Origin of the sequence: Brachybacterium fresconis (assembly GCF_017876515.1) — a bacterium.
In the GTDB taxonomy this organism is placed as follows: Bacteria; Actinomycetota; Actinomycetes; order Actinomycetales; family Dermabacteraceae; genus Brachybacterium; species Brachybacterium fresconis.
In genome coordinates this window covers 424051-448274 of sequence record NZ_JAGIOC010000001.1, presented here as the reverse complement: position 1 = coordinate 448274, position 24224 = coordinate 424051, and the positions used below count along the sequence as shown (strand labels likewise).

The following is a 24224-nucleotide window of genomic DNA, read 5'->3' as shown; positions in this document are numbered from 1 at the left end:
CGCGCTCTCAGGCGGTGCCGAGAGCGACCTGCACCAGCGGAGCCCCGAGCAGGCCCAGGAACGGGCCCGCCAGCAGCACGGGTCCGACGGCGAAGCGCACCCCGGCCCGGCCCGTGGCGACCATCACCGCCGCGCCGGCCACCCCGCTGACCACGGCGATCCCGAGCAGCGCGGCGATCAGCACCTCCCCGCCGAGCGCCGCGCTCATCAGCACCACCACCGGCAGCGTCTTCGCGTCCCCCATACCCAGCAGCGGGGGAGCGAGCAGGGCCAGCAGGATCGCCCCCAGGCCCAGCACGAGCGCCAGCACGGCGGCCGCCCGCAGGTCCTCCCGCAGCCCGGGGACGGTGAGGCCGGCGAGCGCGAGCGCGACGGCGACCGCCAGGGTCAGTCCGCCCACCCACCGGTTGGGCAGGCGGTGCTCCCGCCCGTCGACCCACGCCAGCACCAGCGCGGGCGGGAGGTAGACGAGTGCCAGCACCGCCAACGGCAGCAGCGTCGTCGCGGAGGCAGGATCCATGCCCGTCATTGGACCAGAACCGAGCGCCCGGCGGGCGCGGACCGCTCCGGTGGTGGACGGCGGCCCCGTCGGCAGGAGGCGCCCCGTCCGCGGGCGCCGAGCGCCTCAGACCGTCGGCGGCCGGCCGAGCGTGGACTGGACGCGGATGATCCGCCGGCGCAACCACACCTTCCGGCCGCCGCCGAGATAGCGGCGGGTGCGGGCGTGCTCCCAGCGGCCGTACTCGGCCTCGTCGGTCAGAGCGGCGCGGACCTGCCCCACCGAACTGCTGCGCGGGACCGTGATGATCTGGAACTCGTAGTCCTCGGCGGCGCGACCCTCCTCCAGAGGCAGGTCCCGGACCCGCCGCGGATCCCGCACGTGCTCGACCTGGGCGAGAAGGGGCTCATGGGTTCCCGGCAAGGGCTTCCTCCTGTGCGCGTCCGGCGCCGGGACGCCGTCATGGGCGTTCCGGCCGTATCCGCTGTCCATTCTGCCGTCGGACGCGGTACCGTCCAACCATGAACACGGATCCTCGCTCCGCTCTCGCTGCGCTGATCGCTGCCCTCGAACGTCACTATGAGGCGGCCTCCGCCTCCCGCGGTGACGACGATCCCGCCCTGGATGCCGCCACCGAGCAGCTCACCACGGCCTTCGACACCTACGACGACGCACTCTTCGACGCGTACGACATCGCCACGCCCCTCATCGTCTTCGACGGTGAGGACGACGACGATGACGATGAGGACGACTTCGACGATCTCGACGACTTCGAGGACGACGAGGACGACTACGACTCGGACGATGACGACGATGACGATGACGATGACGACGAGTACGGGGGCGACGACGGGCGCTGAGCCCGTCCGCTGATCCTGCACGTCATCTTCACCACTGGTCCCCGCGCGGCACCGGGCACGATGCCCGGTGCCGCGTACTCTGTGCGAGGCCGACGATCGCGTCGGCCCTGTGCGAGCGTCGCCGTCATCGAGGAGAGTCCATGTCGTTCATCGAGGCGGTCGTCCTGGGTCTCGTCCAGGCTCTGACCGAGTTCCTCCCCGTCTCCTCGAGCGCCCACGTGCGCGTGGTGGGCGAGCTGATGAATCCCGGGCAGGACCCGGGCGCCGCCTTCACGGCCATCATCCAGCTGGGCACCGAGACGGCGGTGCTGATCTACTTCTGGCAGGACATCACCCGCATCATCGGGAAGTGGTTCAAGGCGCTGGCCGGGAAGGTCCCGCATTCCGATCCCGACGTGCGGATGGGCTGGCTGGTGATCATCGGCTCGATCCCGATCGGGGTGCTCGGGCTGCTGTTCGAGGAACAGATCGACCACGGCCTGCGCAATCTCTACCTCACCGCCACGACGCTGATCGTCTTCGGCCTCCTGCTGGGCCTGGCCGACCGCATCGCCCCTCAGCGCAAGGAGCTCACCGAGCTCAGCGTCCGCGACGGCATCCTGTTCGGCCTCGCCCAGGCGCTGGCCCTGATCCCGGGCGTCTCCCGCTCCGGCGGCACCATCACCGCGGGCCTGCTCATGGGCTACTCGCGCAAGGCCGCAGCGCGCTATGCCTTCCTGCTGGCCGTGCCCGCCGTGTTCGCCTCCGGGCTGTACAAGGCGGCCCAGGAGGTCCCGGCCCTGCTGAGCGCCGACGGGCGCGCCGCCGCGGCGGCGGCCGGGGAACCCTCGCTGCTGGCGATCATCGTCGCGACCGTCGTGGCCTTCGGCGTCGGCTTCGCGGTGATCGTGTGGTTCATGCGCATCATCGAGAACCACTCCTACCTGATGTTCGTGGTGTATCGCGTGGTCGCCGGACTGGTGCTGCTGGGCCTGCTCTGGTTCGGCGTCGTCGACCCGCTGGCGGGGTCCTGAGGGAGGTCTCACAGCGGCGCCCGGCCCAGGTCGCGGGCCGTATGATCGGGGGGTGCATTCCTGGACCTCCCCGTCGATCTCGCCCCTTCCCGCCTCCGGTGTGCCGCTGCGGCTGCACGACACCCGGACCGGTCGTACGGCGCCGCTGATCCCGCTGCTGCCCGGGCGGGCACGGCTGTACGTCTGCGGCATCACCCCCTACGACGCGACGCATCTCGGGCACGCCGCCACATACCACGCCACGGACCTCATGCGCCGCGCCCTGCTCGACACCGGGCTCGAGGTGGAGGTCGCCCAGAACGTGACCGACGTCGACGACCCCCTGTTCGAGCGCGCCGCCCGCGACGGCGTCGACTGGCGAGATCTCGCCGCCTCCCAGACGGCCCTGTTCGCCGAGGACATGGAACAGCTGCGGATCATCGCCCCGGAGACGTACCGGTCGGTGAGCGAGGCGATGGACGACATCATCGCCACCGTGACCACCCTGCGCGAGCGCGGCCGCGCCTATCCCGTCACGGCTCCCGATGCCGCGGACGCCGCAGGCGTGGACTGGTATCTCGACCTGTCGATCGACGGGGCCCTCGGGGACGTCTCCGGCTGGGACGAGCAGCAGATGCTCGAGGTGTTCGCCGAGCGCGGCGGGGACCCCGAGCGCGAGGGCAAGCGCGGCACCTTCGACCCCCTGGTGTGGCGGGCCGAGCGCACGGGCGAACCCGCGTGGGACGCCGGCGCGCTGGGCCGGGGCCGACCCGGCTGGCACGTGGAGTGCGTCTCCATCGCCGAGGACGCCCTGGGGCTGCCCTTCGACGTGCAGGCCGGCGGCAGCGACCTGGTCTTCCCCCACCACGACCTGGGCGCCGCCCATGCGATCGGGACGGGACGCGGCTTCGCCGCCGTGTACACCCACAGCGGGATGGTGGGCTACGAGGGCGAGAAGATGAGCAAGTCGCTGGGCAACCTCGTCTTCGTCCATCGCCTGGTCCGCGACGGCGTCGACCCGATGCTGATCCGCCTGGTGCTCATGGCCCACCACTACCGCTCAGACTGGGCCTGGACGGATCAGGAGCTCGAGCGCGCCGGCACGCGGCTGGCGTCCTACCGTGCCGCCGCGGAGCGCGGCGGCCACCACCCGGGGACGGTCGCGGCGCTGCGCGCTGCGCTGCGCGAGGATCTCGACACCCCCTCGGCGCTCACGGTCCTCGACGCCTGGGCGGCCGCCCCTGGGCCGCGTCCGGGCGGCGAGGATGACGGACCCGGCGACGTCGCATCCGCGACCGATGCCCTGTTCGGCCTGACGCTGCGCGGCTGAGCGAGGCGGGGCGGGCGCGGCGGGTCCCCGGCCCGGCCGGGCTCACTCCGATTCGCGTCGTCGCCGCAGGAACTGCTCGAACTCCTCGGCGATCGCGTCGCCGCTGGCCTCCGGCAGCTCCGCCGCGTCCTGGGCGCGCTCCAGGCGCCGCACGTACTCGGCGACATCCTCGTCGGTGCGGGCCAGTTCGTCGACCCCCCGTTCCCAGGCCTCGGCGTCCTCGACCAGCTCGGACAGCGGGATCGGCGCGCTGACCAGCGACTGCACCTCCCGCAGCAGACCCAGCACCGCCTTCGGCGAGGCGTTCTGGGACACGTAATGGGGGACCTGCACCCACGTGCTGGTGGTCCGCATCCCGGCGCTCGCGGTGCGGCGGGCGAGGATCGTCGGCACCCCGATCGGCCCCGTGTACAGCTCGCTGCCGTCCACCGGCTCGGCGCGACCCGGTTCGACCTCGGCGGAGACGGGCAGCGGACGGGAGTGCGGGGAATCGGCCAGCAGCGCCCCCAGGGAGATGACCGAGCTCACGTCCAGCGCCTGCAGCTGCTCGAGCACCTCGTCGCAGAAGCGCTTCCAGTGCAGCGAGGGCTCCGGGCCCAGGACGGTGACGATCTCGGGACCGCGCGGCGGCTGGACGATCCGCAGCTCGGTGTCCGGCCAGTCGATGACCCGCAGGCCCTCCTCGGAGGTGCGGATCTCGGGGCGGTTGACCTGGAAATCGATGAAATCCTCGGCATCGACGGCTCCGACGGGCCGCGAGGGCCACACCTGCAGCAGATGCTCGATCACCCCGCTGGCGGCCTCTCCCGCGTCGTTCCACCCGCTGAACGCGGTGATGGCGATTCGACTCATCACTCCATCATAGGCTTCGGCGACCGGGCGGAGCCTGTGCGCAGGAGCACCGGATATCCTCGCCCTGGCCCGGACCGCGACCGCCTGGGCACGGAGGAGACGCACTATGAAGAGCCCGACGCTGCGCCTGGGCGCGCTGCCGCCCATCCAGGTCAGTCCCGGCACTCTGGTGACCGTCCTGGTGCTCGCCGTGATCCTGTACCCGGGCCTGGGCGGCTCCGGCGCCTCGGCGACGACCGGCGCGCTGCTGGCACTCGGCATCGCGGTGTTCATGATCGTCTCCGTCCTGGCCCACGAGGCCTCGCACGCGCTGAGCGCCCACGCCTTCGGCGCGCGGGTCGACCACATCGCCCTGACCCTCTGGGGCGGACACACCCAGTACCGCGGCGAGGCCCTGGGCACCGTCGCCTCGGTCGTGATCTCGCTGTCCGGACCGCTGGCCAACGGCGTGCTCGCCGCCCTCACCACGGGCCTGGGGGCCCTGAGCCTCCCGGGCACCCCCGCCGACGTGCTCTGGACCTACTGCAGCTTCCTGAACATCGCCCTGGCCCTGTTCAACCTGCTGCCCGGTCTGCCGATGGACGGCGGTCGCGCCCTGGAGGCCCTGCTGGGCGGGGTACTCGGCGACGTCCTGCTGGGCACGCGCGTGACAGCCTGGATCGGCCGCGCCATCGCAGTGGCCGTGGTGGCGGTGCCGCTGTGGCGGATCGTGGGGGCCCGCGGCACCGGCTCCCTCGGCCTGCTGACGCTGCTGTGGGCGCTGCTGATCGCCGGGATGCTCTGGCAGGGCGCCTCCCGGGCGCTGCAGGCCGCGACCCTGCAGCATCGCGTCGAGACGCTCGACGCCGCGGCGCTGGCCCGCCCGATGCATCTGGTCGGCCCGCAGCAGGTGCTCGCGGAGCTCGGCGGCGGCACGGACCTCGACGCCGTGCTGGTCCTGGACCGCACCGCCGCCCGGCCCGGCACGCTCGGCCGTGCCTATCGCATCCACCCCGCCGCGGCGGCCGCCGTCCCGGCAGCGCACCGCGACCGGACGCCCGTCAGCGCCGTCGCCGGATCCGTGGGGGAGATCGGGCTGCTGGACGCCTCCCTGCGCGGCAATGCGCTGATCTCCGTGATGCTCTCCCACCCCCTGCCCGCCTACCTGGTCCGCGAGAGCGACGAGCGGGCGCGCGGGATCATCATGAGCGCCGATGTCAATGGACTCCTGCGCGGACGGTGAACACGGCGACACCTGATCGCCGACGTCTCAGGTCCCGTCATATGCTGGGACGCATGACGCAGCAGCCCACGCCCCGAGCTCCCCGCCGCGGCCTGGACCGCACCGGTTCCTTCGATCTGGGCGACAAGGTCCAGCTCGCCGACACCAAGAACCGACTGCACACCATCACCCTGCGCCCCGGCGGCCAGTTCCACACCCATCGCGGCGTGCTCGAGCACGACCAGCTGATCGGGGCCGAGGACGGCGTGGTCGTCGAGGACTCCCGAGGCACCCGCTACCAGGCGCTGCGGCCGCTGTACGCCGACTACATGCTCTCGATGCCGCGCGGCGCCGCGATCATCTACCCCAAGGACACCGCGCAGATCCTCATGTGGGGCGACATCTTCCCCGGCGCGAGGGTGCTCGAGGCGGGCGTCGGCTCCGGCGGTCTGACCACCGCGCTGCTGCGCGCCGTGGGCGAGGAGGGCAGCGTCCACTCGATCGAGCGCCGCGAGGACTTCGCCGAGGTCGCCCGGGAGAACGTCGAGACCTACTTCGGCGCCCCCCACCCCACGTGGGACCTCACCATCGGGGACTTCCAGGACGTCGCCCCGACGCTGTGCCCGGACGGGCCCGCCGTGGACCGCGTGGTGCTGGACATGCTGGCCCCCTGGGAGTGCATCGACGCGGCCGCCGAGGTGCTCGTCTCCGGCGGCGTGTTCCTCACTTATGTCGCGACCGTCACCCAGCTCTCCCGGACCGCCGAGGCCCTGCGGGACCATGGCGAGTTCACCGAGCCCTTCGCCTGGGAGTCCTTCGTGCGGCCCTGGCACCTGGAGGGCCTCGCGGTGCGCCCCGAGCACCGGATGAACGCCCACACCGGCTTCCTGCTGACCTCCCGGCGGACGGCCCACGGGACCAAGGCCCTGACCCGCGTGACCCGACCCGCGCCGGGCTCCCGGGTCGAGGAGGAGCTGGCCGATCCCGCCAACGAGGGCTTCGGCGGCGCCTCGACCGAGTGGGGACCGCAGGACGTGGGGGAGCGCGGCGTCGCGCCGCGGAAGCTCAAGCGCGCGCTGCGCGACATCCGACAGGGCCGCGACCGCTGAACCACCGAGGGAGGGAGAGCAGGGACACTGATGACGATGAAGACCTATGCGGAGATGACCGCCGAGCTGGACAAGATCGCCGCCCACAACGAGCGGCTCACGGGGTCGCTGCGCGCCGCCCGCGCCCAGATCGTCGAGCTCAAGAGCGACCTCGAACGGGTCGGGGACCCGCCGAACTCCTACGCGACCTTCCTGCGCCGCACCGAGGGCACCACGATCGACGTGCTGCACAACGGGCGCAGGCTGCGGGTGGCGACCGCCGCGAGCCTGGACCTGGACGCCCTCGCCCCCGGCGCCGAGCTGCGGCTGAACGAGTCCTTGGCAGCAGTGGAGGCCGTCGCCCCCAGCGACGCCGGCAACGTGGTCCCCGTGGTCGAGTCCCTCGCCGACACCCGGCTGCTGGTGGCCGTCGCGCCCGACGACATCCGTGCGCTGCGCCGGGCGGGCGGGCTGACCGAGGAGACGCTGCACCCGGGGGACCACGTCCTGGTCGACCTCAAGGCGCAGCTGGTGCTGGAGCGCATCGACCGCGCCGAGATCACCGACCTCGTCCTCGAGCAGGTCCCCGACGTGTCCTTCGAGGAGATCGGCGGGCTCGGCGACCAGATCGAAGCGATCCGTGACGCCGTCGAGCTGCCGTTCCTGCAGCAGGATCTCTACCGCACCTACGGCCTGCGCCCGCCGCAGGGCGTGCTGCTGTACGGCCCGCCCGGCTGCGGCAAGACGATGATCGCCAAGGCCGTCGCCCACGAGCTGGTGCTGCGCAGCGCCGAGGTGCGCGGCGTCAGCGTCGCCGAGGCCCTGGAGAACTCGGCATTCTTGAACGTCAAGGGCCCCGAGCTGCTGAACAAGTACGTCGGCGAGACCGAGCGTTCGATCCGCCTGGTGTTCGAGCGAGCCCGGGAGAAGGCCGCCGCCGACCATCCCGTGGTGATCTTCTTCGACGAGATGGAGGCCCTGTTCCGCACCCGCGGCACCGGGCTGTCCAGCGACGTGGAGACCACGATCGTGCCCCAGCTGCTGGCCGAGATCGACGGGGTGGAGGGCCTGGACAACGTGATCGTCATCGGCGCCTCCAACCGCGAGGACATGATCGATCCCGCGATCCTGCGACCGGGCCGGCTCGACGTGAAGATCCGCGTGCGGCGCCCCCATGCCCGCGCCGGCCGCGAGATCCTCGGCCTCTACCTCGATGAGACCGTGCCCATGCGGGAGGACCGCACGGGGCTGCTGGACCTCGCCGTCTCGGAGATCTACGACGACGGTCCCTCCTCGGCCTTCGTCCGTCTGGAGTACGCCGACGGCAGCGACGAGACGCTCCACTTCCGCGACTTCGTCTCCGGCGCGACGCTGCGCAACATCACCGACCGCGCCAAGAAGCTCGCCGTCAAGGACCAGCTGCTGGGCGGTCAGGAAGGCCTGACCGCCCAGCACCTGCGCGATGCGATCACCGCCGAGTTCGTGGAGAACGAGGACCTGCCCTCGGCGGCCCATCCCGAGGACTGGGCCCGGGTCTCCGGCGCCGGGGGCCGACGCATCGACGCCGTCGTCCCGCTGCAGGGACGCTCCCGCGCCGCCGCCGCCGACGAGGAGGCCCTGCGATGACAGAGCCTCTCGAGCACCGTGCGCAGACCGCTCTGACCACCGAGCGGGTGATGGGCATCGAGACCGAGTTCGGGGTGATCCACGCCGATCTCGAGGACCGTTCCCGGGCCGGAGCCGGCAGCGCGATCCTGCTGTCCCATCTCGTCGTCGGCGCCTACGCCCTGCTCGATGAGCGGGAGGGGGAGCGGGGCCGCCGCGTGCGCTGGGACTACGGGGACGAGACGCCGCTGCGCGACGCCCGCGGCTTCGAGCTGCAGCGCGCCGCGGCCCATCCCACCCAGCTCACGGACGAGGTGCGCGACGCGCATGTGCCCAGCGTCGAGCTGGACCAGCCGCTGGCCGGCCCGGAGCGCGCCCCCGCGGGCGATGACGCCGAGGTGCTCTCCTGGGCGGCGCAGCGCTCCATCGGCAACGCCGTGCTGCGCAACGGGGCCCGCTGGTACGTCGACCACGCCCACCCGGAGTACTCCGCCCCCGAAGTCATGCGGGCCCGCGAAGCCGTGGTCGTCGACCGCGCCGGCGAGGAGATCGCCCGCTCCGCGATGGAGATCCTCGAGGCCGCCGAGGGGATCCCCGACGTGGCGCTGTACAAGAACAACACCGACGGCAAGGGCGCCTCCTACGGCACCCACGAGAACTATCTCGTGGACCGGGCGGTGCCCTTCGAGCGGGTCACCGCCGCGATGCTGCCCTTCCTCGCCACCCGCCAGGTGCTCGTCGGCGCCGGCCGCGTGGGTCGGGGCACCCGCGGCGAGCACCCCGGCTTCCAGCTCTCCTCCCGCGCCGACTTCATGGAGGCCGAGGTGGGGCTCGAGACGACGTTGAACCGCCCGATCGTCAACACCCGCGACGAGCCGCATTCGGACCCCTCCCGCTTCCGCCGCCTGCACCTGATCATCGGAGACGCGAACCTGCTGGAGGAATCCACCTTCCTCAAGCTCGGCACCACCTCGCTGGTGCTGGCCGCGCTGGAGGAGGAGCACCGCACCGGGGACCCGATCCTGCCGGACCTGCGTCTGGCCGACCCCGTCGCCGCGGTCCGCACCATCAGCCACGACCCCTCCCTGCAGGCCACGGTGACGATGGCCGACGGCCGCGAGCTGACCGCCCTGGCGATCCAGCGCCTCCTGCTCGAGGCGCTCTCCGCGGCCGCGGACCGCGAGGACGAGGAGACCGCGCAGGTGCTCGTCACCTGGGGCGAGCTGCTCGACCTGCTGGAGCAGGACCCGTCTCTCGCCGCGCACCGCGTCGAATGGGTCGCCAAGCTCCAGCTGCTTCAGCGCTACCGCTCCCGGCACGGCCTGGACTGGTCGGATCCGCGCCTGGTCATGGTCGACCTGCAGTTCTCGGATCTGCGCCCCGGCCGCGGGCTGTTCACGAAGCTGCGCGCCGCCGGCGCCGTGACCACCCTGGTCGACCAGGACGAGGTGGACGCGGCTGTCACCACCGCTCCCACCTCGACCCGGGCCCACCTGCGAGGAGGCCTCATCGCCGCCCACGGCGAGCACGTGCCGTCGGCAGGGTGGGATGCGATCACGCTCGCCGGCCCCGAGGGCGGGCACCGCCTGCGTCTGGCCGATCCGCGCCTCGGCTCCGCGGCCTGGTGCGCCCGGTACGGCATCGACCTGTCCGCTGATCCCGAGACGATCCTCGACGCACTGCGCCGGGCCGTCTCCGAGTCCTGAGGAGGACCTCATGTCCCAGCAGTCCCTGCACGGCCCCGGCCACCACGACGACGACGCGGACGACGCCCCTGACGCCGCCGGCGGCCAGACCTTCGCCTCCGCCCAGGGCGCCGACGACCTGCTCGACGAGATCGACTCGGTGCTGGAGTCCAACGCCGAGACGTTCGTGCGCTCCTTCGTCCAGAAGGGCGGCCAGTGACACGATGATCCGTCGCGTCGGAGGACTGGAGACCGAGTTCGGACTGGTGTGCGTGCGGGCCGACGGCACCCGTGCCCTGGAGCCGGAGGCGGCCGCCCGGGAGCTGTTCCGCCCGGTGGTGGCGATGGGCCGCTCCTCGAACGTGTTCCTGCGCAATGCGGCGCGGCTCTACCTCGACGTGGGCTCCCACCCGGAGTACGCCACCGCCGAGTGCGACGACTGGTGGGAGCTGGTCGCCCAGGACCGGGCCGGGGAGCGGATCTTCGCGGACCTCGCCGCCCAGGCCGATCAGCGTCTGGCCGCCGAGGGGCAGGACGCCCGCATCCACCTGCTCAAGAACAACGTCGACTCCGCGGGCAACGCCTTCGGGTCCCACGAGAACTACCTCGTGGACCGCCGGGGAGAGTTCACCCGCCTGCCCCGCTACCTGCTGCCGTTCCTGGTCACCCGCCAGATCATCACCGGCGCCGGGGGAGTGGTCCGCGACGACGCCGCGCCCGAGGGCCGCTTCGTCTTCTCCCGCCGCAGCGACCACATGTGGGAGGCGGTCTCCTCGGCGACCACCCGCACCCGCCCCATCATCAACACCCGCGACGAGCCGCACGGCGACCCCACCCGTTTCCGCCGCCTGCACATCATCGTGGGCGACTCCACCATGAGCGAGGTCTCCACCCACCTGCGCTTCGCCACCACGGACCTGGTGCTGCGGGTGATCGAGAGCGGGCGGGCGCTGCCCGAGCTCGCCCTGCACGACGACATCGCCACGATCCGCGCCGTCGCCCGAGACCTCACGGGGCAGCAGGCCATCCCCACCGCGAACGGAAGCGCCACCACCGCCGTCGAGGTGCAGCAGCGCTGGCTGGACCTCGCCGCGGACGTCGCCGAGGGCGATGCCGAGCAGGAGGTGCTGCAGACCTGGCAGCAGGGGATCGACGCGGTCCGCACGGGGGACCGCTCGTGGGCGGCGACCCATCTCGACTGGGCGATCAAGGAGAAGCTGTTCGATCAGGTCACCGCCCGACGCGGCGTGACCCTGGCCGATCCGGAGATCGAACGGCTCGACCTCGCCTATCACGACATCGATCCCTCCGGCAGCGTCTTCCAGGTGCTCCGGCGCCGAGGCCTGGCCCCGTCGGTGCTTCAGGAGCGGCAGGTGGAGAACGCCCGCGAGCACGCACCGACCACCACCCGCGCCCACCTGCGCGGCCAGGTCGTCACCGCCGCCCAGCAGTACGGCGTCGACCACGTGGCGGACTGGACCACCCTGCGTCTGACCCGCCCCGGTGCCATGCCGGTGCAGGTGCTGGACCCCTTCGCGACCTCGCTGCCGGAGGTCGACGCCCTGCTCGAGGAGATCCGCGAGCACGGCGAGGCCGCAGCGCCGCCGGCTCCTCCTGCCTGAGGCATGGACGACCGGTCCGGTGACCGTCCCCACCCTGGGAACGGCACCGCCCGGGCCCCGTACCCTGGTGCCCGCGCCCCGCTCGGGGCCCTGATCCGAAAGGCCCGCTCTTGATCCGCCGCCGCACGCTGCTGACCACCGCCCTCGCCGCCTCCGCCGTCATCGGTCTGGCCGCCTGCTCCGAGGACGGCTCCGACCCCGAGGCCACCGGTGCCTCCGACGCGGGCGGGGGCTCCGAGGGCGGCGGGCCGCCCGCGCTCTCGGGCGTCACGATCAGCGAGGACCTCGGCGCGGAGCCGACGGTCGAGTTCTCCGCCCCGCTGAGCATCTCCGCGGCCGACGCCGAGGTCGTCGTGCCGGGCGACGGTGCCACCATCGCCGAGGGCGACACCCTGATCTGGCGCAGCCTCTACGTCGACGCCAGCAGCGGCGAGACCCTCCAGTCCTGGTGGCAGGGCGCCCCGGCCGGTGGCCTGCAGGTCACCGCCGACGGCGTCGGCCAGGCGGCCTTCGACGTCTTCACCACCATGACGGTCGGCTCGCGCTTCGCGATGGCCGGCTGGCAGCAGGACCAGTCCGGGCAGGCCCGCTCCCTGATCCAGGTCGCCGACATCGACCGCATCGTCGAACCCCTGCGCGCCGAGGGCGAGCCCGGAGACCCCTCCGGAGACTTCCCGGCCGTCACCCTGGGCGAGAACGGCGCCCCCGCGCTCGAGGGCGCCCCCGAGGGCGACCCGCCCTCGGGGACCACCCGCGAGGAGCTCATCGTCGGCACCGGGGACACCACCCGCGAGGGCGACTACCTGGTCATGCACTACACCGGCTGGAGCTGGGCCGACGGCAAGCAGTTCGACTCCTCCTGGGACCGCGGCGCCCCGTTCTCCTTCGTCCAGGGGAGCGGCAAGGTCATCGCCGGCTGGGACCAGAACCTCCTCGACCTCCCCGTCGGCAGCCAGGTGATGCTGGTGGTGCCGCCGGCCGAGGCCTACGGCACCACGGAGGAGTCCCAGCACGAGCTCGCCGGCCAGACGCTGATCTTCGTCATCGACATCCTCGACGCCGCGCATCGCGTGGACTGAGCCGCGCATCGCACGGACCGACCAGACCGGAACCATCCCCGGAACGAACCGACCGAAGGAGCCCCCATGGACCGCAGCAAGCCCGAGATCGATCACCCCGAGGGCCCCGCGCCCACCGAGCTGACCAGCCGCGATGAGATCGTCGGCGACGGCGAGAAGGCCGGCAGCGGCGACGTGGTCGACGTCCACTACGTCGGCGTCTCCCATTCCACCGGCGAGCAGTTCGACGCCTCCTGGGACCGCGGCGAACCGCTGCGCTTCCAGCTCGGCGTCGGCCAGGTCATCTCCGGCTGGGACCAGGGCGTCCAGGGCATGAAGGTCGGCGGCCGGCGGCGGCTGGAGATCCCGGCCTCCCTCGCCTACGGCGACATGGGCGCACCGCCCGTCATCGCGCCGGGCGAGTCGCTGATCTTCGTGTGCGATCTGGTGGCGGTGCACCAGCGCTGAGCACGTCCGCCGCAGCAGCGGCGGGGGAGCCCCAGGAGGAGCAGGCGAGCCTCTTCGCGGCCCCCGCCGCTGCCGTTCCCGAGACCGCCCCGCACGACCCGGGCCGCGATGCGGCGGCCCGGGGCCGAGGCCTGCGCACCACCGCGGGCTTCGACGTGGTCCGTGAGCTGCCGGTCGCGAGCGTGCGCCTGGTCGGAGTGCTCCCGCACCTGGACCGCCCGTTCGAGTACGCCGTGACGCCGGAGACCGCCGAGGCCGGCCCCGGGATGCGGGTTCGGGTGCGGTTCTCCGGCCGTGACACCGAAGGCCTCGTCCTCGATCGGCTCGCGGAGCCGACCACCGACCGTGCGCTGGCGCCGCTGCGCCGCCTGGTCTCGACCGACGTGGTGGTGCCCCCGGCGATGATGCGGGTCTGCGAGGACGTCGCCGCCCGCAGCGGCGGCACCGTGGGTGACGTGCTGCGCCTGGCCCTGCCCCCGCGTCACGCCCGGGCCGAGAAGGCGGACCGGGCCGCCGCGGACAAGGAACAGGCGCAGGAGCAGGGGACCGCCGCCGAGGTGCCGGATGCCGCCGCGGAGGAGACCGCCCCGGAAACATCGGAGTCCCAGGAGTCCCAGGAGCCCCAGGAGTCCCAGGAGTCCCCACAGTCCCAGGAGCCCCCCGAGCCGGGCCCGCGCCCGGGGGACCGCTACGTCGGCCTGGCCGCCCTGCTCTACCGCGCCGGCGATCCGTCCGGCCCCGTGCCCCGCGCCGCCCTCACCCTGGACGCCGGCGATCCCTGGACGGTGGTGACCGCCGACGCCCTCGCCGACCTCGACGACGGGCAGGGAGCGCTGGTCATCGCCCCCGATCAGCGGGACGTGGCCCGGTTGAGCCGGGTGCTGACCGCGCGCGGCCTGGCCCACGAGGTGCTCGCCGGCACCGAGGGTCCCGAGAAGCGGTACCGCACCTTCCGTCGGGTCCTGCGCGGAGCCACCCGGATCGTGCTCGGCAACCGCTCGGCCGCCTTCGCCCCGGTCCGCGACCTCGCCCTGGTGATCTGCGTGGACGAGTCCGACGACCTCCTCGAGGAGCCCCGGGCGCCCTACCCGCACGTGCGCACGGTCCTGCAGTGCCGCTCGCGGGAGGAGCGCTGCGCGCTGCTGTTCCTGTCCGCCAGCGACTCGGTCCCGCTGCGGGCGCTGGCCGACGCCGGCTACCTCGCCCGGCTGGACCCGCTGCCGGCCCCGGTCACCAGCGTGCGCCCGCACATCGTGGCCATGGATCAGTACCTGCGCGACCGCGAGGGGGCCTCCGGCCGCTCCCGCCTCCCGCAGGAGGCGATGCGGGTGATCCGTCGCGGTCTGACCCGCGGCCCCATCCTGGTCCAGGTGCCGCGCTCCGGGTACGTGCCGGCGATCGCCTGCACCTTCTGCGGGACCCGCGCCCAGTGCCCCCACTGCGCCGCCCAGCTGTCGATCACCGGGCGCGGCGGGCACCTGCACTGCCGGGTGTGCGGCCGGCGCGAGGACGGCTACCGCTGCCCCGAATGCGATCGCACCCAGGTCCGTGCCATGGTCATCGGCTCCACCCGCACCGCCGAGGAGCTCTCCCGCGCCTTCCCCGCGGTGACGCTGCTGGTCTCCGGGGGAGCCCACGGCGCGCTCGAGGACTCCGAGGTGCCCGACGACGCGATCGTCGTGGCCACCCCCGGGGCGGAGCCCTCACCCCCGGACCGCTTCGCCGCGGCGCTGCTGCTGGACGCCGACGCCATGCTGGGCCGCGCCGCCTTCGACGCCGATGTCGAGGCGGTCCGCCGCTGGCGCAATGCCATCGCCCTGGTGCGCAGCGCCGACCAGGGCGGGGAGGTGCTCGTGGTCGGCACGGCGACCCTCCCGGCGATCCGCGATCTCGTCGCCCACCGCTCCGGCGCCTTCCTGGACCGGGTGCTCGAGGACCGCCGCGACCTGGACCTGCCCCCCTTCGGCCGGGTCGCCGAGATCATCGGGGACAAGGAGGCCTGCCGCAGCTTCCTGGAGACCACCGATCTGCCCGACGGCAGCGAGGTCTTCGGCCCCGTGGACCTCGAGGGGCCCGACGCGGCCGGACGCGCCCGGGCCGTGGTGCGGCTGGACCCCCACCGATCCCGTGAGCTGGCCGACGCGCTGCGCGCCGGGGTCGCCGCCCGCTCCGCCCGCAAGGCCCACGGATCGCTGCGGGTGCGGCTGGATCCGCCCGACGTGTTCTGATCCGCCCGACGTGTTCTGATCCGCCCGCCGGGCCGGACACGCCGTCGGCCGTGCCGGATTCCGGCGCCCCGCCCGCGTAGTGTGACCGGGCACACCCGAACTCCACCGCGACGACGCGATGAAGGGACCGAGATGTCTTCGAACTCCTCCTCGACATCGACCACCTCCGAGGACCGCCCGGACCTCGCCGAGGGAGAACGAGCCCCTGCCGAGACCGGGCGCACCCTCCTGGTCCGCCGACTGGGCCTGGCGCTCGGCGTCGTCGCCGCCGTCGTGGTCTACGCGATCATGCCCGCCGACGTGCCCCATGCGGCGCGGCTCACCGCGGCGACGGCCGTGCTGATGGCGGCGTGGTGGATGACCGAGGCGCTGCCGATCCCGGCGACCGCCCTGGTCCCGGTGGTCGTCTTCCCGGTGCTGAATGCGGACGTCGGCTTCGACGAGGTCGGCGCGTCCTACGGCAACCACATCATCTTCCTGTTCATGGGCGGCTTCATGCTGGCACTGGCCATGCAGCGCTGGAACCTGCACAAGCGCATCGCCCTGGCCATCGTCGGCGCGATCGGCACCAGCCCCTCGCTGCTGGTGCTCGGTTTCATGGTGGCCACCGGCTTCGTCTCCATGTGGGTCTCGAACACCGCGACCGCCGTGATGATGCTGCCGATCGGCGTCTCCGTGCTGCTGCTGGTCAACCGGCTCCGCCTCGACGATGCCGCCGCGAAGGGCGAGGAGCCGGGGGAGGGCGTCGATCCCGACCCCGACGGCGACGGCACCTCCACGGCGGTCCGCTCCAACTTCGGCATCGCCCTCATGCTGGGCATCGCGTACTCCGCCTCCATCGGCTCGCTCGCGACCATCATCGGCACCCCGCCCAACGCCCTGCTCGCCGCCCACATGAGCCAGGACTTCGGGATCACGATCGGTTTCGGCCGGTGGATGATCGTCGGCGCCCCGATCGCCGTGGTCTTCATGGTGATCGCCTGGCTGCTGCTGACCAAGGTGCTGTTCAAGCCCGAGATCTCCGAGATCCCGGGCGGCGCCGAGCTGATCCGCACCGAGCGGCGCAAGCTCGGCAGGATCTCCTCGGGCGAGGTGCGGGTGCTGATCGTCTTCGTGCTCGCCGCTCTCAGCTGGGTCTTCGTCCCGCTGATCTGGCGGATCCTGGGTGCCGGGGACCCGCCCATCGGCGATGCGGGCATCGCCATGGTGGTCGCCCTGGCGCTGTTCCTGCTTCCTGCCGGTGCGGCGCGCGGGGTGCGCCTGCTGGACTGGGACGCGGCGGTCAAGCTGCCGTGGGGCGTGCTGCTGCTGTTCGGCGGCGGTCTCGCCCTGAGCGGCCAGTTCGGGAGCTCGGGTCTGACGGAATGGATCGGCGAGGTCACCGCGCAGATCGGCGGCCTGCCGGTGGTGCTGGTGGTGGCGACCTGCGCGGCCGGCGTCCTGTTCCTCACCGAGCTCACCTCGAACACCGCCACCGCGGCGACCTTCCTGCCGGTGGCCACCGCGGTCGCCGCAGGCATCGGGATCGACCCGATGCTGCTGGCGATCCCCGTGGCGATCGCCGCCACCTGCGCCTTCATGCTCCCCGTCGCGACCCCGCCGAACGCGATCGCCTTCGGCTCCGGGTACGTGCAGATCCCGCAGATGGCGCGGGCGGGCATCTGGCTGAATCTCATCGGCATCGTGCTGATCACGATCACCACGATGACCCTCGCGGTATGGGTGTTCGGGCTCGTGTACTGACCACGCGGGATCCTGGACCCCCTGGTCGCCCCGTAGACTCGGACCATCATGCGTCTGCTCTTCGCCGGCACCCCCGAGGTCGCCCTCCCCTCCCTGCGCACCCTGCTCGACTCGCATCACGAGGTCGTCGGGGTGCTCACCCGCGCCGACGCCCGCGCCGGACGCGGCCGCACCCTCACGCCCAGCCCCGTCAAGGCGCTCGCCCAGGAGGCCGGCGTCCCGGTGCTGACCCCCGCATCGCTGCGCGAGGAGGCGGTCCAGCAGCAGCTGAGCGACCTGGCCCCGGACGCGGCGCCGGTGGTCGCCTACGGCGGCATGGTCCCGCCGGCCGCGCTGGACATCCCTGCCCTCGGCTGGATCAACCTCCATTTCTCCCTGCTGCCGGCATGGCGCGGCGCCGCCCCCGCCCAGCGGGCCGTGCTGGCCGGTCGGCACGAGACCGGGATGAGCGTGTTCCGCCTCGAGCAGGGCCTGGACACCGGAGACGTCCTCGCCACCGCCCGCACCGGCATCGGCGAGTTCGAGACCTCGGGCGAGCTGCTCGAGCGCATGGCCGTCGAGGGCGCCCCCGTGCTGGCCGCGGTGCTGGACGCCCTCGAGGACGGGACGGCGACGGCCACGCCGCAGGACCATGCCGCCGCCACCCACGCCGCGAAGCTCTCGACCGCCGAGGCCGCGATCGACTGGACCCTGCCGGCCGATCAGGTCAGCGCCCACATCCGCGGGATGAGCCCGACCCCGGGCGCCTGGACGCTGCTGGAGGGGGCCCGCACCAAGATCCTCGGCCTGGAGGCCGCCGCGGAGCACGCCCCGCTGCCTCCGGGTCGGATCGAGGCCACCAAGCGCCAGATGCTCGTGGGCACCGGCACGGACGTGCTGGCCGTGGCGAAGCTCGCCCCGGCCGGGAAGAGGCCCATGCGGGCCGCCGACTGGGCCCGCGGCGCGGGCCTGGGGGCCGACGCCACCTTCACGCAGGACGGAGCACAGGCATGAGCGAGCAGCACCGAGGACGCGACGATCGTCGCGGAGGACGGCGCGAGGACCACCGCGGCGCCGGGCCCCGCGACGGCCGTGACGCGAAGGGGCGCGAGCGCTCCGGCTCCCGCGGCGCGGGCGGGCCCCGCCGCGGCTATTCCGCCTCCCGTCCCTCGGAGCGGGGACGCCGCGCGACCCCCTCGCGGCAGGTGGCCTTCGAGGGACTGCGCCTGGTGCGCGAGGAGGACTCCTACGCCAACCTCGTCCTGCCGCGGCTGCTGCGCAGCCACCGGGTCTCCGGCCGCGATGCCGCCTTCACCACCGAGCTGTTCTACGGCTCGCTGCGCGCCCAGGGGCGGTGTGACGCGATCCTCGCCGCCTGCGTGGACCGTCCGCTGGCCGACGTCGATCCCGCGCTGGTCGACATTCTGCGCCTGGGCGCCTACCAGCTGCTGGACATGACGGTCGCCCCGCACGCCGCGACCTCGGAGACGGTGGCCCTGGCGCGCTCCGAGGTCGGCGCGGGCGCCGCCAGCTTCGTCAACGCCGTGCTGCGCCGGGTGGGGGGCAGGACCCTGCCGGAGTGGATCGAGGAGGTCGCCCCCGACCGGGAGAAGGACCTCGCCGGGCACCTCGCCGTCGTCCACTCCCATCCCCGCTGGGTGGTGCGCGCCATGAGCGATGCCCTGGCCGGGCACGGCCGCGACCGCGAGGAGATCGACGAGCTGCTGGCCGCCCAGAACGCCGCTCCGGCCGTCTCCCTGGTCATGCGGCCCGGACTCACCGACCTCGACGAGCTCATCGACCACGGCGCGAGCCAGGGTCATCTGAGCGTCTTCGCCGCCGCCTGGCCCTCCGGCGATCCCGGCGGCCTGGAGCTGGTCCAGCAGGGCCGGGTCGCCGTCCAGGACGAGGGCAGCCAGCTCGCCGCCCTCGCCCTCGCCCTGGGCGCCGACGACCTGGTCCGGGCCGAGGACGCGCACTGGCTCGACCTCTGCGCCGGCCCCGGCGGCAAGACCGCCCTGCTGGGCGGGCTGACCGTCGGCCACGACGCCGACCTCCTCGCCGTCGAGCTGCAGGAGCACCGCACCGAACTGGTCGAGCGCACCGTCGCCGCCCTCCAGGAGGCGGGCTGCGAGATCACCACCCGCACCGCCGACGGCACCACGATCGGCGCCGAGCTGCCCGGGCGCTTCTCCCGGGTCCTCGCCGACGTCCCCTGCTCCGGCCTCGGCGCGCTGCGCCGCCGTCCCGAGGCCCGCTGGCGCCGCACCCCCGCCGACATCGGGCATCTCGCCGGCCTGCAGCGCGACCTGCTGCGCTCGGCGCTCGACGCCGCCGCCCCCGGAGGCGTGGTCGCCTACGTGACCTGCTCCCCGCACCTCGCCGAGACCCGCCTGGTCGTCGCCGACGTCCTCGCCGAGCGCGACGACGCCACCCAGCTCGATGCCCGCGACGCCGTCCGGGCCGGGATCCTGCCCGCCGCCCGGGCCGAGGTCGACCTCGGCGAGGGCCCGGCCGTGCAGCTGTGGCCGCACGTCCACGGCACCGACGCCATGTACATCTCGCTGCTGCGCCTCGCCGAGGCACCGACCGTGGAAGGACCCGCATGAACGCCGCCTACTCGACCGATGACCACTACATCCACCCCAGCATCCTCAACGCCGACTTCATGGACATCGGCGGTGAGCTGGACAAGATCGCGACGGCGGACAGCGTCCACGTCGATGTGATGGACAACCACTTCGTCCCCAACCTCACCTTCGGACCCAGCATGGTCTCCCAGATCGTCGAGCGCAGCACGATCGGAGTGGACGCGCACCTGATGATCGCCGACGCCGACCGCGAGGCACCGGCCTACGCCGAGGCCGGGGCCGACTCGGTCACCTTCCACCTCGAGGCCGCCGGCGCCCCCATCAAGCTCGCCCGGGACCTGCGCCGCAAGAACACCCAGGCGGGCGTCGCGCTGCGGCCGGCCACGCCCATCGAGCCGCTGCTGGACGTCCTGGGGGAGTTCGACCTGCTCCTGCTGATGACGGTGGAGCCGGGCTTCGGCGGGCAGAGCTTCCTGACGTCCATGCTCCCGAAGATCCGCCGGGCCCGCCGCGCCATCAGCGAGGCGAACCTCGAGCTGTCGATCCAGGTCGACGGCGGCGTCAGCCGCGAGACCATCGAGCGCTGCGCGGAGGCCGGCGCCAACGTCTTCGTGGCCGGCTCGGCGATCTACCGCGCCCAGGACGCCGCCGAGGAGATCTCCGCCCTGCGCGATCTCGCCCGGGCGCACACCGCGCACTGATCGCGGCCCGACCGCTCCATGGACCTGCTGCACTGGCTCTTCACCGCGAGGATCGACCTCGCGGGAGGGCAGTTCATCCTGCTGCGTGAAGTGCTGGGCAACGTCTTCGGGCTGCTCAGCGCTCTCGGCGGGATGCGCCGCAAGGTCTGGGCCTGGCCCATCGGCATCGCCGGCAACCTCCTGCTGCTGACCGTGTTCCTGGGCAGCGTCTTCGGCAACCCGAACTCCGTGGACCTGCTCGGCCAGGCCGGCCGCCAGGTCATGTTCATCCTCACCAGCATCTACGGCTGGGTGCGCTGGCGTCAGGCCCGGGACACCGGCGGCACCGCGGTGCAGCCGCGCTGGGCCTCCTGGGGCACCCGTGCCCTGCTGCTGGTCGCCCTCGTCGGCGGCACCGCGGCGCTGACCCCGATCTTCCGGATGCTGGGCTCCTACGAGCCGGTCTGGGCCGACGCCTGGATCTTCGTCGGCAGCCTGCTGGCGACCTTCGGCATGGCCAAGGGCTGGGTCGAGTTCTGGTTGATCTGGGTGGCCGTCGACCTCGTGGGTGTGCCGCTGCTGGTCGACGCCGGCTATTACGCGAGCGCGTTCATGTACGTGTTCTACGGCGCCTTCACCCTGGTGGGCTTCTTCGTCTGGTGGCACGTGCGGAATCGTCAGGAGCTGGAGGGGGAGCGCCGGGTCACCGTCGAGACCGCGCACCTGGATCCCACGGTCCGTCGGGAATGACCCGCCGGGAGTGATCCCGCTCCCGGTGGGCGGTCGCCCGCACGGACGGGGCGGCCGGGCGCGTACCCTGGTGGTGTGAAGGATTTCGAGGCATTGTTCGCCGAGCTCACCGAGAAGGCCCGCACCCGACCCGAGGGGTCGGGCACCGTCCGCGAACTCGACGCCGGGGTGCATCAGATCGGCAAGAAGATCGTGGAGGAGGCGGCGGAGGTCTGGATGGCCTGCGAGCACGAGTCCGACGACGCCGCCGCCATGGAGATCAGCCAGCTCCTCTACCACCTGCAGGTGATGATGGTCGCCAAGGGCATCTCCCTCGAGGACGTCTACCGGCAGCTCTGAGCCGCCGCCACCCGCTGACCCGCTCCCCACCGCTTTCCATCGACCCGGCCGGCTCCCGTCGGCCCCATCCCATGCGCCGCCGCGGCGGCCGAGGAGGATCCGTGCTGCGCATCGCCGTCCCCAACAAGGGTGCCCTGTCCGAGCCCGCCGCCGACCTGCTGGCCGAGGCCGGGTACCGCCGTCGCGGCATGGCCAAGGAGCTCGTGGTCATCGACCAGGAGAACGACGTGGAGTTCTTCTACCTGCGCCCCCGCGACATCGCGGTGTACGTCGGCTCCGGCACGGTCGACGTCGGCGTCACCGGCCAGGACATGCTGATCGACTCGCGCACCCCCGCGAAGGAGATCCTGCCGCTCGGCTTCGCCGGGTCCACCTTCCGCTTCGCGGCCCCGCTCGGGACCCGTTCGGACGTCTCCGACCTGGCCGGGACCCGGATCGCCACCAGCTACGAGAACCTCGTCGAGGACTATCTCGCCGAGCGCGGGGTGAGTGCCTCCGTGGTCCACCTCGACGGTGCGGTCGAGTCCTCGATCCGTCTGGGCGTGGCCGACGTGATCGCCGACGTCGTCGAGACCGGCACCACCCTGCGCCAGGCGGGACTGGAGCCCTTCGGCGAGCCGATCATGCAGAGCCAGGCCGTGCTCTTCTCCCGCCCCGGGATGGAGCTCGGTCCCGAGGCGGAGCATTCCCTGGAGGTCCTCGAGCGCCGCGTCCGCGGGGTGCTGGTGGCCCGCGAGTACGTGATGCTCGACTACGACATCCCCACCTCGCTGCTCGAGAAGGCGGTCGAGATCACCCCGGGTCTGCAGTCGCCGACCGTCTCGCCGCTGCACGGCGGCCAGTGGTCCGCGGTGCGGGCCATGGTCGATCGCCGGTCCGCCCACCGCATGATGGACGATCTGTACGACGCCGGAGCGCGCGCCATCCTCGTCACGGCCATCCAGGCCTGTCGCATCTGAGCTGCCATGTCCTCGTCGGATCCGCGCCCGCCCGGCGGACAGGAGCGCCCCACCATCGTGCTGCGGCCCCGCGTGGTGCGCATCTCCGCCTATGCGACGGGGGTGGTCGTGCTGGCCGGGATGATCGGCGGCGCGGTGATGCTGGAGAGCTTCCACCTCGGCGGCCGGCTCGGCCTGGTGGGCACGGGCATCATGATGTTCCTGTTCTGCCATCTCGAGGCGTCCGTGCGCCTGATCGCCCGGCCGTACGTGCTCGAGGTGCGCAATGTGTTCCGCGCCCGGACGGTCCACTGGCCGGAGATCGTGGGGATCAGCTTCCCGATGGGGGACCCCTGGGCGCACCTGGACCTCGCCGACGGATCGACGCTCGCGATCAACGCGATCCAGCGCTATGACGGCAAGCGCGCCGTCGCGGCCGCCCATCGTCTCCAGCGCCTCGTGCAGGAGCGCGGCGAAGCGCCCGAGACGGCTTCGCCCGGAGACTGACCCTCACCCGCCGACCGACCCGGGCGGGCAGTCCCCGTGCGCGCCTGCTCAGCGGCGGGGAGCGAGGGTCGCCGCGCAGCGCCCGGCCAGGGCGGCGTAGCGGAAGGCCTCGGGATCCTCCCCGAGGCTGCGACCCATGGTCGACATCCGCACGGGGATGTCCTCGAGCGCGTCCCGCAGCCCCTTCGCATCGACCTCGGTGAGCAGGTGCTCGGTGCCGTGCCCCCGCGCCTCGTCCATGATCGACGTTTTCACCTGTTCCCTTACAGACGCATGAAAAGGGCTGTATCGAGAGTCGTTCCGGGACAGCACGGGCAGCCGCACCGGGGCGAGCGTGGCCCGGCCGTAGGTGGTGGCGGAGTGGTGGGAGAGCCCCCGGTGCCGGTCGCGGGGATCGGCGTTGGAGACCCGCAGCGTCGCCACGGGGGCGCCGCCCAGGGCGGTCGCCGCGTGGACCGACTCCGCGGCCTCGATCCCGGAGAACCCCCAGTCGGTGCCGGTGCCGAGGTTGCCCGGCCCCTGGATCACGACGGCCACGTCGGCGTCGACCACGTGCTTCGCCCCGAGCAGCGCCGAGTGGACCGTGATCGCCTCAAGGTCACCCCCGAAGGACTGCCCCGCGCTGATCACGGAGGTCAGCAGGCCGGCCTCCCGAAGCCGGGCGGTGGTGCGGGAGTACGCGGCGGGCAGGGCGGCACCGTCGGTGTGCACGTAGGCGATGCGGGCGCCGTGGCGCTCGGCGCGGATCCCCGCGATGATCGCGGGCAGCGAGGAGTGCAGATCCGCGACCACCACGGGCATGCCGTCGACGTCCTGGGCCTCACGGATCACCTCGTAGTGCTCCCCGTCGGGGTCGTCGATCGCATCGACCATGGTCTGCATCGGCGTGTAGCGCGCCTTGACCATGTGGCCGCGGGACGCCTCGGTCTCCGGCAGCACGTCCCGGCGCGCCACCAGCAGGGCATCGCCCCCGGTGCCCAGCCCGCGGCGCAGCGCGTTGGTGTTCACCAGCACGCTCTCCCCGTGCCCCGGCGCACCGGTCAGCTCGGTGTAGGCGAGAGCGGAGACCACCTCGCCGTCACCCTCGAGCTCGACCTCCAGGCGGGCCACGCCTCGCCAGGAGGACCTCTGGCCGGTGACCGTTCCGCGTTCCCACTGCAGCATGGGACCAGCTTAGGGCCGCGGAAGGCCGGAAGGCCGTTACCCTGG

24 protein-coding genes are annotated in these 24224 nt (G+C 72.9%); 20 read left to right on the top strand and 4 right to left on the bottom strand.

Translation table 11 applies throughout. The features are described from left to right. Window positions 1-7: 7 nt before the first annotated feature. On the bottom strand, window positions 8-520 hold the full coding sequence (locus JOF44_RS02020; protein ID WP_209886715.1) for a hypothetical protein: 513 nt from the start codon (window positions 518-520) through the stop codon (window positions 8-10). A 105-nt stretch (window positions 521-625) separates the two neighbouring features. Next, complete coding sequence (locus JOF44_RS02015) at window positions 626-922, bottom strand: DUF5703 family protein (protein WP_209886712.1); 297 nt, start codon at window positions 920-922, stop codon at window positions 626-628. Window positions 923-1020: 98 nt separating this feature from the next. On the opposite strand from JOF44_RS02015, the gene JOF44_RS02010 reads away from it, so the two are divergent. The 3 genes from JOF44_RS02010 to mshC all read left to right on the top strand — a co-directional run bounded on the left by JOF44_RS02010 (window position 1021) and on the right by mshC (window position 3681). Further along, window positions 1021-1359: a DNA primase gene (locus JOF44_RS02010; protein WP_209886710.1), complete on the top strand. Its 339-nt coding sequence runs from the start codon at window positions 1021-1023 to the stop codon at window positions 1357-1359. A 140-nt stretch (window positions 1360-1499) separates the two neighbouring features. Further along, a complete protein-coding gene (locus JOF44_RS02005) occupies window positions 1500-2372 on the top strand; it encodes an undecaprenyl-diphosphate phosphatase (RefSeq protein ID WP_209886707.1) in 873 nt (290 codons plus the stop codon). A 52-nt stretch (window positions 2373-2424) separates the two neighbouring features. After that, a complete protein-coding gene (mshC, locus tag JOF44_RS02000) occupies window positions 2425-3681 on the top strand; it encodes a cysteine--1-D-myo-inosityl 2-amino-2-deoxy-alpha-D-glucopyranoside ligase (RefSeq protein ID WP_209886704.1) in 1257 nt (418 codons plus the stop codon). Between the two features lie 42 nt (window positions 3682-3723). Here mshC and JOF44_RS01995 read toward each other — a convergent pair whose 3' ends face one another. After that, entirely contained in the window at window positions 3724-4533 is an 810-nt protein-coding gene (locus JOF44_RS01995) for a PAC2 family protein (RefSeq protein WP_209886702.1), read from the bottom strand. 106 nt (window positions 4534-4639) lie between these two features. Between JOF44_RS01995 and JOF44_RS01990 the strand changes: the two genes are divergently transcribed. From JOF44_RS01990 to JOF44_RS01910, 17 genes are all read left to right on the top strand, one after another. Then, a complete protein-coding gene (locus JOF44_RS01990) occupies window positions 4640-5755 on the top strand; it encodes a M50 family metallopeptidase (protein ID WP_209886699.1) in 1116 nt (371 codons plus the stop codon). A gap of 53 nt (window positions 5756-5808) precedes the next feature. Then, on the top strand, window positions 5809-6843 hold the full coding sequence (locus JOF44_RS01985; protein ID WP_209886696.1) for a tRNA (adenine-N1)-methyltransferase: 1035 nt from the start codon (window positions 5809-5811) through the stop codon (window positions 6841-6843). Window positions 6844-6873: 30 nt separating this feature from the next. Then, the gene (gene arc / locus JOF44_RS01980; RefSeq protein WP_377785256.1) at window positions 6874-8448 is read left to right on the top strand and encodes a proteasome ATPase; all 1575 of its coding nucleotides are present in this window, start codon (window positions 6874-6876) and stop codon (window positions 8446-8448) included. After that, entirely contained in the window at window positions 8445-10133 is a 1689-nt protein-coding gene (gene dop / locus JOF44_RS01975; protein ID WP_209886692.1) for a depupylase/deamidase Dop, read from the top strand. The genes arc and dop overlap by 4 nt, the downstream gene beginning before the upstream one ends. 10 nt (window positions 10134-10143) lie before the next feature. Continuing rightward, window positions 10144-10332, top strand: coding sequence for a ubiquitin-like protein Pup (locus JOF44_RS01970; RefSeq protein ID WP_209886689.1), 189 nt, complete (start codon window positions 10144-10146; stop codon window positions 10330-10332). 4 nt (window positions 10333-10336) lie between these two features. After that, window positions 10337-11734, top strand: a complete 1398-nt coding sequence (gene pafA, locus JOF44_RS01965) for a Pup--protein ligase (RefSeq protein WP_209886686.1) — start codon at window positions 10337-10339, stop codon at window positions 11732-11734. A 110-nt stretch (window positions 11735-11844) separates the two neighbouring features. Continuing rightward, window positions 11845-12813 carry an FKBP-type peptidyl-prolyl cis-trans isomerase gene (locus JOF44_RS01960; RefSeq protein WP_209886683.1) on the top strand — a complete coding sequence of 323 codons (969 nt, stop codon included), beginning with the start codon at window positions 11845-11847 and terminating at the stop codon, window positions 12811-12813. A gap of 66 nt (window positions 12814-12879) precedes the next feature. Next, a complete protein-coding gene (locus tag JOF44_RS01955) occupies window positions 12880-13260 on the top strand; it encodes an FKBP-type peptidyl-prolyl cis-trans isomerase (protein WP_209886681.1) in 381 nt (126 codons plus the stop codon). A gap of 131 nt (window positions 13261-13391) precedes the next feature. Then, a complete protein-coding gene (locus JOF44_RS01950) occupies window positions 13392-15488 on the top strand; it encodes a primosomal protein N' family DNA-binding protein (RefSeq protein WP_209895608.1) in 2097 nt (698 codons plus the stop codon). 132 nt (window positions 15489-15620) lie between these two features. After that, the gene (locus JOF44_RS01945) at window positions 15621-17231 is read left to right on the top strand and encodes an SLC13 family permease (protein WP_209886680.1); all 1611 of its coding nucleotides are present in this window, start codon (window positions 15621-15623) and stop codon (window positions 17229-17231) included. A gap of 48 nt (window positions 17232-17279) precedes the next feature. Further along, complete coding sequence (fmt, locus tag JOF44_RS01940; protein WP_209886679.1) at window positions 17280-18224, top strand: methionyl-tRNA formyltransferase; 945 nt, start codon at window positions 17280-17282, stop codon at window positions 18222-18224. After that, the gene (locus JOF44_RS01935) at window positions 18221-19819 is read left to right on the top strand and encodes an RsmB/NOP family class I SAM-dependent RNA methyltransferase (protein WP_209886678.1); all 1599 of its coding nucleotides are present in this window, start codon (window positions 18221-18223) and stop codon (window positions 19817-19819) included. Before fmt ends, JOF44_RS01935 begins: the two co-directional genes overlap by 4 nt. Beyond that, complete coding sequence (gene rpe / locus JOF44_RS01930; RefSeq protein ID WP_209886676.1) at window positions 19816-20502, top strand: ribulose-phosphate 3-epimerase; 687 nt, start codon at window positions 19816-19818, stop codon at window positions 20500-20502. The genes JOF44_RS01935 and rpe overlap by 4 nt, the downstream gene beginning before the upstream one ends. A gap of 18 nt (window positions 20503-20520) precedes the next feature. Further along, complete coding sequence (gene pnuC, locus JOF44_RS01925; protein ID WP_209886673.1) at window positions 20521-21231, top strand: nicotinamide riboside transporter PnuC; 711 nt, start codon at window positions 20521-20523, stop codon at window positions 21229-21231. A 75-nt stretch (window positions 21232-21306) separates the two neighbouring features. Further along, window positions 21307-21570 (top strand): phosphoribosyl-ATP diphosphatase, encoded by a 264-nt coding sequence (locus JOF44_RS01920; protein WP_209886670.1) that lies wholly within the window; start codon window positions 21307-21309, stop codon window positions 21568-21570. 101 nt (window positions 21571-21671) lie between these two features. Continuing rightward, window positions 21672-22529: an ATP phosphoribosyltransferase gene (gene hisG / locus JOF44_RS01915; protein WP_209886667.1), complete on the top strand. Its 858-nt coding sequence runs from the start codon at window positions 21672-21674 to the stop codon at window positions 22527-22529. Between the two features lie 6 nt (window positions 22530-22535). Beyond that, window positions 22536-23015 carry a PH domain-containing protein gene (locus JOF44_RS01910; RefSeq protein ID WP_209886664.1) on the top strand — a complete coding sequence of 160 codons (480 nt, stop codon included), beginning with the start codon at window positions 22536-22538 and terminating at the stop codon, window positions 23013-23015. A gap of 48 nt (window positions 23016-23063) precedes the next feature. On the opposite strand, the gene JOF44_RS01905 is transcribed toward JOF44_RS01910, so the two are convergent. Beyond that, window positions 23064-24179, bottom strand: coding sequence for a DUF3866 family protein (locus tag JOF44_RS01905; protein ID WP_209886662.1), 1116 nt, complete (start codon window positions 24177-24179; stop codon window positions 23064-23066). Window positions 24180-24224 lie beyond the last annotated feature (45 nt).

Bases quoted from the DNA above. Each gene is read 5' to 3' on its own strand.
- JOF44_RS02020 (WP_209886715.1), bottom strand. From the start codon at position 520: ATGGATCCTGCCTCCGCGACGACGCTGCTGCCGTTGGCGGTGCTGGCA.
- JOF44_RS02010 (WP_209886710.1), top strand. From the start codon at position 1,021: ATGAACACGGATCCTCGCTCCGCTCTCGCTGCGCTGATCGCTGCCCTC.
- JOF44_RS02005 (WP_209886707.1), top strand. From the start codon at position 1,500: ATGTCGTTCATCGAGGCGGTCGTCCTGGGTCTCGTCCAGGCTCTGACC.
- JOF44_RS01995 (WP_209886702.1), bottom strand. From the start codon at position 4,533: ATGAGTCGAATCGCCATCACCGCGTTCAGCGGGTGGAACGACGCGGGA.
- JOF44_RS01990 (WP_209886699.1), top strand. From the start codon at position 4,640: ATGAAGAGCCCGACGCTGCGCCTGGGCGCGCTGCCGCCCATCCAGGTC.
- JOF44_RS01985 (WP_209886696.1), top strand. From the start codon at position 5,809: ATGACGCAGCAGCCCACGCCCCGAGCTCCCCGCCGCGGCCTGGACCGC.
- arc (WP_377785256.1), top strand. From the start codon at position 6,874: ATGACGATGAAGACCTATGCGGAGATGACCGCCGAGCTGGACAAGATC.
- dop (WP_209886692.1), top strand. From the start codon at position 8,445: ATGACAGAGCCTCTCGAGCACCGTGCGCAGACCGCTCTGACCACCGAG.
- JOF44_RS01970 (WP_209886689.1), top strand. From the start codon at position 10,144: ATGTCCCAGCAGTCCCTGCACGGCCCCGGCCACCACGACGACGACGCG.
- pafA (WP_209886686.1), top strand. From the start codon at position 10,337: ATGATCCGTCGCGTCGGAGGACTGGAGACCGAGTTCGGACTGGTGTGC.
- JOF44_RS01955 (WP_209886681.1), top strand. From the start codon at position 12,880: ATGGACCGCAGCAAGCCCGAGATCGATCACCCCGAGGGCCCCGCGCCC.
- JOF44_RS01945 (WP_209886680.1), top strand. From the start codon at position 15,621: ATGTCTTCGAACTCCTCCTCGACATCGACCACCTCCGAGGACCGCCCG.
- fmt (WP_209886679.1), top strand. From the start codon at position 17,280: ATGCGTCTGCTCTTCGCCGGCACCCCCGAGGTCGCCCTCCCCTCCCTG.
- JOF44_RS01935 (WP_209886678.1), top strand. From the start codon at position 18,221: ATGAGCGAGCAGCACCGAGGACGCGACGATCGTCGCGGAGGACGGCGC.
- rpe (WP_209886676.1), top strand. From the start codon at position 19,816: ATGAACGCCGCCTACTCGACCGATGACCACTACATCCACCCCAGCATC.
- pnuC (WP_209886673.1), top strand. From the start codon at position 20,521: ATGGACCTGCTGCACTGGCTCTTCACCGCGAGGATCGACCTCGCGGGA.
- JOF44_RS01910 (WP_209886664.1), top strand. From the start codon at position 22,536: ATGTCCTCGTCGGATCCGCGCCCGCCCGGCGGACAGGAGCGCCCCACC.
- JOF44_RS01905 (WP_209886662.1), bottom strand. From the start codon at position 24,179: ATGCTGCAGTGGGAACGCGGAACGGTCACCGGCCAGAGGTCCTCCTGG.